The organism is Kitasatospora sp. NPDC056800 (assembly GCF_042789775.1).
Taxonomy (GTDB): Bacteria; Actinomycetota; Actinomycetes; order Streptomycetales; family Streptomycetaceae; genus Kitasatospora.
The window spans coordinates 19,961-28,584 of the sequence record NZ_JBHUAL010000062.1 but is presented as its reverse complement, the minus strand read 5'-3'; the positions used below and the strand labels follow the sequence as shown (position 1 = coordinate 28,584).

General features: G+C 69.7%; 5 protein-coding genes. All 5 read left to right on the top strand.

Annotated elements, in window-relative coordinates; all coding sequences use genetic code 11:
- Positions 1 to 356 precede the first annotated feature (356 nt).
- The 5 genes from ACFRQN_RS16395 to ACFRQN_RS16375 all read left to right on the top strand — a co-directional run bounded on the left by ACFRQN_RS16395 (position 357) and on the right by ACFRQN_RS16375 (position 8,368).
- The gene (locus tag ACFRQN_RS16395; protein WP_241852921.1) at positions 357 to 1,577 is read left to right on the top strand and encodes a hypothetical protein; all 1,221 of its coding nucleotides are present in this window, start codon (positions 357 to 359) and stop codon (positions 1,575 to 1,577) included.
- Positions 1,578 to 1,675: 98 nt separating this feature from the next.
- Positions 1,676 to 3,460 carry a type IV secretory system conjugative DNA transfer family protein gene (locus ACFRQN_RS16390; protein ID WP_380740960.1) on the top strand — a complete coding sequence of 595 codons (1,785 nt, stop codon included), beginning with the start codon at positions 1,676 to 1,678 and terminating at the stop codon, positions 3,458 to 3,460.
- Between the two features lie 98 nt (positions 3,461 to 3,558).
- On the top strand, positions 3,559 to 3,780 hold the full coding sequence (locus ACFRQN_RS16385; RefSeq protein ID WP_380740959.1) for a hypothetical protein: 222 nt from the start codon (positions 3,559 to 3,561) through the stop codon (positions 3,778 to 3,780).
- Positions 3,780 to 4,943: a DnaB-like helicase N-terminal domain-containing protein gene (locus ACFRQN_RS16380; protein WP_380740958.1), complete on the top strand. Its 1,164-nt coding sequence runs from the start codon at positions 3,780 to 3,782 to the stop codon at positions 4,941 to 4,943. Before ACFRQN_RS16385 ends, ACFRQN_RS16380 begins: the two co-directional genes overlap by 1 nt.
- A 728-nt stretch (positions 4,944 to 5,671) precedes the next feature.
- Complete coding sequence (locus ACFRQN_RS16375; protein ID WP_074003046.1) at positions 5,672 to 8,368, top strand: NACHT domain-containing NTPase; 2,697 nt, start codon at positions 5,672 to 5,674, stop codon at positions 8,366 to 8,368.
- Positions 8,369 to 8,624: the final 256 nt, after the last annotated feature.

Genomic DNA, 8,624 nt, shown 5'->3' with positions numbered 1-8,624 from the left:
TGTCGTGGGCTGGTTATGTTTTTTATAAGAGCCTGGCCCACCGCCCGGCCGACGGATAACCCCTTGGTGTTACCCCCGGGGGCCCGGCCCCTGCGGGCAGGGCACCGAACCAACTCCCCTTCCTCGCCGTCCGATTCGAGAGCACCACGACGGCCAGCCCCCTGCACCGCAGCGCCCGGCGCGCCGAGGACACCACCGATCCGCTCGCCGCACCTCGCTGACGCTCGCGGAACACCCCGGCCGGGCCCAGCCGCCTCCTACCACCGACTTCCAGCCCGGCCAAACCGCCGAATCCGCGGATTCTCGGTCTCCCAGCCCGCCCGCCGGGCCCCACCGCCCGTCCGAGAGGGGACGCCGTGATCGCCCACCTGCAGCGCGCCACCACCACGGCCGCGCTGATCCCCACCCTCTACGGCCTGGACGACCCACGCGGACGGCTGCGCCCCAGGCTGATCGGCGCCGACTACCGCGGCGCCGACAAACAGCTGCAGCTACCCCTGTTCGGCGACCCGCACGAGGTCCTCGGCGGCGGCGTGCTCGACGCCCCGGCCCTGCGGATCGGCTCCCGGGCGCCCGAACTCCCGGTGTGGATGTGCTCGGTGCGCTCCGACCCCCGCCAACCGGACCTGAGCGACGCCCAGTGGGCCGACGTCGCCCGGCGCCTGGTCACCGCGACCGGACTCGCCCCCGTCGACGACCGGAACGGCTGCCGGTGGGCCGCGATCCGCAATGGCGACCGGTCCGTGCACGTCGTCGCCACCGTCGTACGCGAGGACGGATACATCCACGGCACCTACCGGGACCCCTTCCACATACAGGCCGAGTGCACCCGCATCGCCGCCGAACTCGGCCACCTCACCCGTACCGTCACCACTTCCAAGGACCACCGGATGCCCGCCATCACCATCGGCGCCGGGCCCAGCGGCAGCGTCGTCGCCACCGGCACCAGCGACGACCTCTCGGCCACCCTGCTCCGCCACGCCGGGTTCAAGCAGATCGACGACTGGCACGGCCGCCGCCACCGGCTGCCCACCACGACGCCCAACCACGAAGCAGCCGCCTGCGCCACCCACGCCGCCGAGATGCTGCGCGCCGCCCGCTACAAGGTCGACCTCGACCCCCGGCTCGACGTCCAGCCGCTCGCCACCGCCGGCCAGCAGATCCTCGATCTCAGCGATGAGCTGCGCGGCAGCACCGACTTCGCCGAGCTCGCCGGCGTGCTCGACCGACTCCTCGACCCGGACGACGGGATGCTCGTGCGCCTCCAGGAGGCCTTGGAGACCGCCTCCGAACAGATCACCGATCTCGACCCCGACCAGGTCGAACTCTCCGACCGATTCGGGTCCTCGTCCGACCAACTCGTCGAGGTCCAGGCCGAACTGGACGGGGCCGTCGACGAGGTCCGGCGCGCCGGGTCCCGCGCGCCGGGCGCCACCGACGGCAGGGGCACCGACGACCTGCGAACCCGCGCAGCCCTCGCCCGCAGCACCACCCCCGGCATGTCCACCGCAGCCGCCCCCACCCGGCTGCCGCCCGCATCAGCTACATCGGCCCGGCCTGCCGCCCGAGCCCGCTGAATCGCTCCGCCAGCCAAGCCCCGTGGAGAGCACCGTGATCCGCACCAGAGCCGAGCGTGCCCCGCCCACCGCCCGCTCGCACCTCCCGGGACCTCCTCTTGCCTGCCCCGCGCACGAGCGCGCCGTCGACCACCACCGGCACGGACGCGCTGCTCTACCTCCTGTTCGGCGTCCTCGGCGCTGTCCTCGCCTTCGGCTCCCTCGCCTGGCTGACCGGCAACCTCACCAACGCCCTGGCCGGCTCCGGCCCCTGGGCATCGTTCAACGCCACCAACGCCCTGCTGCACCCCAACCGGCTGTGGCCCCACCTCGGCCCCGCCGCCGTCCTGGTCGGCGCCCGCCTCGTCCCCGGCGTGCTCACCCTCGCCTCCACCGTCACCGTGCTCGCCCTGTACCTGCGCCACCGCGCCGCGACCAAGAGCGGTCTGGCCCGGGCAGCGGACATCGCACCGCTGCTGGAGGAGGAAGTCACGGACAAGGCCCGCAGCCTGCGCCCGAGCCTGAAGGACGAAAAGGAGGTCGCGCCGGCCGACCGCGGTATCCCCATCGGCACGCTCTCCCCCGGCAAGGCGCAGGTCCGTGCCTCGTGGGAGGACGTGATGGTCGCGATCATGGCGCCGCGCTCCGGCAAGACGAGCGGCATCGCGATCCCCGCGATCCTCGCCGCGCCCGGGCCCGTGCTGTTGACCTCGAACAAAGCCGCCAACGACGCCTACACGGCGTGCGTGGACGCCCGGGCGAAGGTCGGCAAGGTCTGGACGCTCGACCCGCAGCAGATCGCGCATCACCCGCGCGAGATGTGGTGGGACATCCTCGCCGACGCCCGCGACCTTGCCGGCGCCAAGCGCTTGGCCGGGCACTTCGTCACGGCGAGCGTGGACGAGTCCAGCGGCTCCGACTTCTGGTCCACCGCCGCGAGCAACACGCTGGGGGCCCTGTTCCTGGCTGCCGCGAGCCACCGCCGTCCGATCACCGATGTGCTGGCCTGGCTCGCCTCGCCTTCCGACCGCACCCCCGTCGACCTGCTCGGCGACGCCGGCCACCACGCGGTCGCCGCCCAGCTCCAGGGCACCGTCACCGGGGCCACCGAGACCAGGGATGGGATTTTTGAGACGGCGCGGCAGTACGCCAGCTGCCTGCTGGACCCGGAGATCGCAGCCTGGGTCACCCCCACCAAGGGCGTACCGGAGTTCAAGCCGTTCGACTTCGCCTCCTCCCGCGACACGCTGTTCCTGCTCAGTAAGGACGGCGGCGGCTCCGCCAGCGCGATCATCGCGGCGGCGGCCGACGCGATGATGCGCGCGGCCGTCATCGTCGCTGAACGCAACGGCGGCCGGCTCGACCCGCCCGCCCTGTGCGTACTCGATGAAGCGGCGAACGTCTGCAAGATTTCGGACTTGCCGGACCTCTACTCCCACCTCGGCAGCCGGGGCGTCATCCCGATCACCATCCTGCAGTCTTACCGCCAGGGCCAGCGCTGCTGGGGCGAGGCCGGCATGGATGCCCTGTGGTCCGCCGCCACTGTGAAGGTGATCGGCAGCGGCATCGACGACGCCGACTTCGCGGACAAGCTGTCGCGGCAGATCGGCGAGCACGACGTGCAGACCGTCTCGGTCTCCAACTCCGACAGCGGCAAGTCGACTTCGGTCTCGATGCGTACCGAACGCATCCTGCCGCCGGACGAGATCCGCGCGCTCCCCAAGGGCAAGATCCTGCTCTTCGCCACCGGCATGCGGGTCGCGATGCTCGACCTCAAGCCCTGGTACAAGGAGCGCTCGGCCAAGGAGATCGGCCCGGCTTCCTCCCGCGCCACCAAGGCCATCACCGAGCGCGCGCTCGCCAAGGCCGCCCACAGCCGCGACGACTTCACCCTCTCTGCCTGAGCACCCCGCCCGACGGCGCCGGTCGACAGCACCCCCAGTCGGCGCCGCACGTCCTTCCCCACCTCGCCTCGATTCCCCTTGCTCTCCGGGAGTTCTGCATGTCCGATCCGAACGCCGTCAAGCGCCCGCGCGTATCGGCTCCGCTGTCTGGGGCGCCGGTGTTCTGGCGCGGGGGCCACTGGTGGCTGGTCACCGGGGCCGGTTCCCTTCTCGCCTCCGACCCGGTGTTCACGGGTGAGCTGGACCGGTTCGCCGCTGCCAGGGCCGCCGCCGACCGCGAGGTCGCCCGTCTGCGGGCCGAGGGCGACGGGGCAGCGTGATGGACCCGCTGCTCACGGGGGAGCAGGCCGTGCTCGGCGCGGTGCTGCTCGATCCGCGCCAGCTCGATCGCCTGGGCTGGCTGGAGCCGCGCGACTTCTACCGCCCGGCCCACCAAGCCCTGTTCGGCGCTCTGCGCACCCTCGGTGGTGCCGGGCACCCCGCGCTCGCCGCCGAGGGTGCCGTGCCGCTGGCCTGGTTGAACGACAGCCTCGCCGAAGCCGGTCGGCACGTCCAAGGTCTCACCGCCTCCTACCCGCATGCCCTGATCGCGGCCTGTCCGCGCCCGGCCAACGCGCCGGTCTACGGCCGGATGGTGCTCGAAGGCTCCATCCAGCGCACCGTCGCCGAGCATGCCGCCCGCCTGCTCGCGGTCGCTGAGGAGGGCGCCCGGCAGCACGAGGCCGACGGCACGGTCGCCCAATCCGACGTCCTGGTGGGCGTCCTGGTCGACCTCGCCCGGCGTTGGGGAACCCCGCCGAGGCCGCAGGGCCCTGCCGTGCCGCCGGCCGTCGTCGCTGCCGCACCTGCGGCGGGCCAGATCGAGGACGAGCGGTTCCTGCTCGCGCTGCTCGTCCACCAGGACGGGGCGATCGGCGAGGTGTTCGGCTGGCTGCGGCCCGGCGACTTCGCCGACCGGGGCCACGGCCACCTCTACCGCTGCCTCGGGGCGCTCCACCACCGGGGGGAGCCGATCGACCCGGTCACCGCGCTATGGGAAGTGCAGCGGCGGGGCCTGCTCGCCGACGGCACCCTCACCGGCGAACGCCTCTCCGCCGTGCTCGGCAACGGCGCGGCCGGCTCGGCCGAGTGGCTCGGCGAGCAGCTCCTGCGCGGCTCCCTCAACCGCACCGCGGCCGTCGCAGCCCGGCAGATTGCCGCTCAGGCCGACGGCGACCGGCTCGCCCCCGGTCAGCTCATCGGCCAGGCTCTTCATGCGCTCGGCCCGGTCGATCAGGTGCGGGAGCGCTGGCGCACGGCCACCTCCCCGCCGGACTCGCAACCTCGGCCGCGCGCCGACCAGACCGCCCGCGTCAGCGCCGCGCTCGCCCGCAGCCCCGCCCGAGCCGCCGGCCGCACGATGCCCGGTGCCGCCTCCGCCCGAATCCCGTGCGTGGTCACTGCCCCCACCGTCCGCACCCGCCCCCACCGGAGCTCCTCGTGAACACCCCCGTCAGTGAATCCCTCGCCCTGCAGTCCCTGGCCCTTCGCGTCGAAGCGCAGGAGGCGAAGCTGCCCGCCGTGACCAGCCCGCCGGCCCGGCTCGCCGAAGCTTCCTCCGTCGGTCGGCAGATCACCGAACTCGGCCACCTGATCGCCGAGATCGGTCAGGCCATCGAAGCACGAGTGGCCGTGGACCCCGTCCCCGAGCATGTTCTGCGCACGGCCTGGACCTACGGCGAGGTCGCCGACCGGATGGGCCAGACCGTCTCCGCCCTGGGCGCGGCCACCGACCAGCTGGCGACGGTCGCCCACCTCGATCCCCTGCGCGGCCGGCCCGACGTCGACCAGGCCCTGGCAACCGCCAGCCAGGTCATCGAGGAAGCGGTCTCGACCGCTCACAGCGAGCTGGCGGAGGCCCGGCGGTCCATCCGCACGACGGTCTCGATCATCGATGTACAGCAGGCTCGGGTCGAAGCCGCCCGAGCCCGCTCGGCCCACGTTCCCTCGCAATCCACGCCGTTCGCTCAGGCTTCCGTCGTGGCAGCGCCTGTGTCCCTGTCTCTTGTACGCTCGCGCTGAACTCCCGGCCGGTCCCGCCGGACTCAACACGGCTTCTTGTCACCTATGGGACAAGCATCGGAGCGCGGGAGCTGATCGCGACCGGTAGACCGCAGCTTGGGGCTCCAGCAGGCAGACTGGGCAACACCACCTATCGACGAACGGGGGCCGATGGCCATCAAGGACCCGGACCGGAAGATTCTCTGGGGCAGGTCCGGGAACGAGTGCGCGTTCCCGGACTGCCGCCAGAGGCTCACCGACGACGTGGGCGCCGATCCCGACTCGCGGAACCCGGTCGTGCTCGGGGAAGAGGCACACATCGTTGCCAGGGAGGACGACGGACCGAGGGGCGATCCCGGCCTCCCGCTCTCGGACCGGAACTCGTACACCAACCTCATACTGCTCTGCCCTACGCATCACACGCTGATCGACAAGGAGCACGGGCGCCACTTCCCCGTCAATGACCTCCTGGCCATGAAGCGTGCGCACGAGGACGCCATCGACCGGCGACGGGAACCCTCGGATGGGACGCCGGAGGAGTGGCACAGGCGGGACGCCCTGCTCGCCGGCCTATCCGCCAGTCGAGGCCGACTCATCACTCGCTGGATCGCAGTGGGGTTGACTCCCGAACAAGCCGAGGGCCTGGCCAACGACGATGAGATCGGTGTGTGTCAGAACTTCACCCAGTTCCACATCGGGCGCAAATTCGCGATTCTGACAGGCGACTTCGGCTCTGGCAAGACCGTCGCCCTGGAACGGGAGTACCAAAAGGCGGCGGTCCGGGCCATCGACGACCCCGATGCGCCACTACCGATCCACTTCACGGCTAGGTCAGCCGGACCCGACCTTCTGCGGGCGCTCGACGAACGGCTCACACGCATTCCCAGCAAGCACCATCAGGTGACGGTGTTCCTCGACGGCTTGGACGAGTTCGGAGCCGAACGCACGGCCGAAGTTATCGACGAACTCTGGTCCTGGCTCTACAGCGCATCTGGCCGGAAGGTCTTGGCCACCAGCCGCCCGGACCCCAACCTCCGCGCCGACTTCTTCACCCTGCCTGCACTCTCGGATGCCGAGCTCCAGGAACTCCTCGATCGTGTGGAGGCACCAGAGGACCTGGCGTGGCATTCCAACGCTGATATCCGCGACGCTCTGCACCGCCCGCTCTTCGCGCTGATCGCTGCCGACTGCCATCGGTCCGGATCCGAGGTACCGCATTCGCGAGGAGCGTTCCTTGCCGCCCTCGTCGAACGGGCTCTCACCCGGTCCGCAGGCCTTGGTCTTGAGACATACACCCTACTCGCCCGACTCGGCCGTCTCACCCTGGACGCCGGAGGATCCATCGCGGCCAGCGAGGCTGGCAACAGGGAGGATCTGCAGAGCCTTGTTCGGACCCGTTTGGTCGTCCACCGAAACCGCACGCTCTCCTTCGCTCTCCCAGTACTGGGACAGTATTTCGGTGGCCAGTACATCCTGGACAACGGTCTACCGGAACTCTCGGGATTCACGCCACAGCGCCGGGACCGGTGGAGAGACGCTCTTACGTTCGCCGTCTCCAACGGATCGTGGGACCGGGTGACGGCCCTACTCCGCGACCTCACGGCAGTCGACCCCGGTCTGGCCTCGTGGATCATCGACAAGGCCGTTCCAAAGAACCCCCTCGCGTCGACGGCGGCCCTTCCCGAGGATCTCGAATGCGCCCGGCGCCTGTCCACGACGCTTGACAACTGGCTCAGCGGACTCGGTCACGCAGCATCTCTGCTCAGCTGTTCAGACGAAGCCGGACGTGGCCTGCCTATCGGGGTCGGATCAGACGCCGGTAGTTCCAATATCGGCGTCATGTTCGCCGCTCCCGTAGTACCTGCAGACCGGCAGCGCTTCTTCGCAGTCACCGCACGGCCAGACCTAGAACGTGGCGAGATAGCGGGCTACAGAATCCTCTCGCTCCGACCAGCGACCGTCCCTTCTGATGTCCCCGCCTGGCCGTGGCAATTGTCTCTGTCCTGGGTGAAGGCGAGCATGGCGCAAGTGCTCACGCACCGAGCCTTTCCCTTGCCCGAGAACGTGACTGCTGTCCAGGAACGAACTTGGAACATCGCCAGGCTACTGACCGGGAAGGTCGGCTTCGGGTCACGCCTCCCCATCCCGCTCACCGATGTCATCTCGGCGGTCGACGAGATCTTCCGGGAGACGCCGAACATCGCCCTGGTCCGATTTCGAGGTGGCGCTGTCGTACTGCGGTCGGAGCTGGCGAGGCTCCGCGACCAGTGCGTCGGCCAGCGTCTCCTGATCACTCGTGACGGAATGATCCATTGTCCATACCCCGTGCCGGACGTCCCAGGGCCTGACAGGACCTCATGTGATGTCTCTGCTGCCTACAGCCCTGATGTACTGATCGACATGGTCAGACAGGTCTACTCCGGCGCGCTGTCCATCTACGAGAGCATCGTCACGGAGTACCTGTCGCCTATTCGACGGACCCTGCAACTCGGCGGCGCGCTGCCGGTGCGGTTCGCCTGCAAGATCAGCTGGCCTCCTATCGGGACCGACCGGGTAGATATGGGGCCCCTTCTCTTGCGTACCGTCCTCCCGCTGACACCTGGTTCCACGTCCCAGGTCGATGTAACGGAGGTGGAAGACGTCAGCGCCGAGACCGACTATTGGCCCGACTGGTTCGGATCCATCGATAGCCACGCCGAGTTTCGCCGCCTTCGCCCCGAAGCGGCTGCCTGGTCCGGGCGAAGCACCGTCCACGAGGTCCTGTGGATATTTGGGGAGAGCCCGGCTACGACTCTTGCCTACAACTGGCTCTCAGCAGACCTCAGAGCGATCGGGCTCTCCGATTCGGTCAACATGTCTTTCGGCTAAATCTCTTGTTGCAAAAGGCCCAGGCTGGATAGGTAGGGGTGTGGCCCGACCTGCTGGCCATACGTTTCGGATTCGATTGCACAAGTAGGCGGCGTCCTGCACCGCGTGGTGCAGGACGCCGTCTTTCTCTTGGCAGTCATGGAGGACCTTTCAGGTCTTCATGCCGATGAACATGGGATCAATACGGACTCGGGTTGGGTAGCCGCCGTTGCGGAAGTCGGCCGACCCAACTCGCCGCTCTGGACAACGGAGTTGG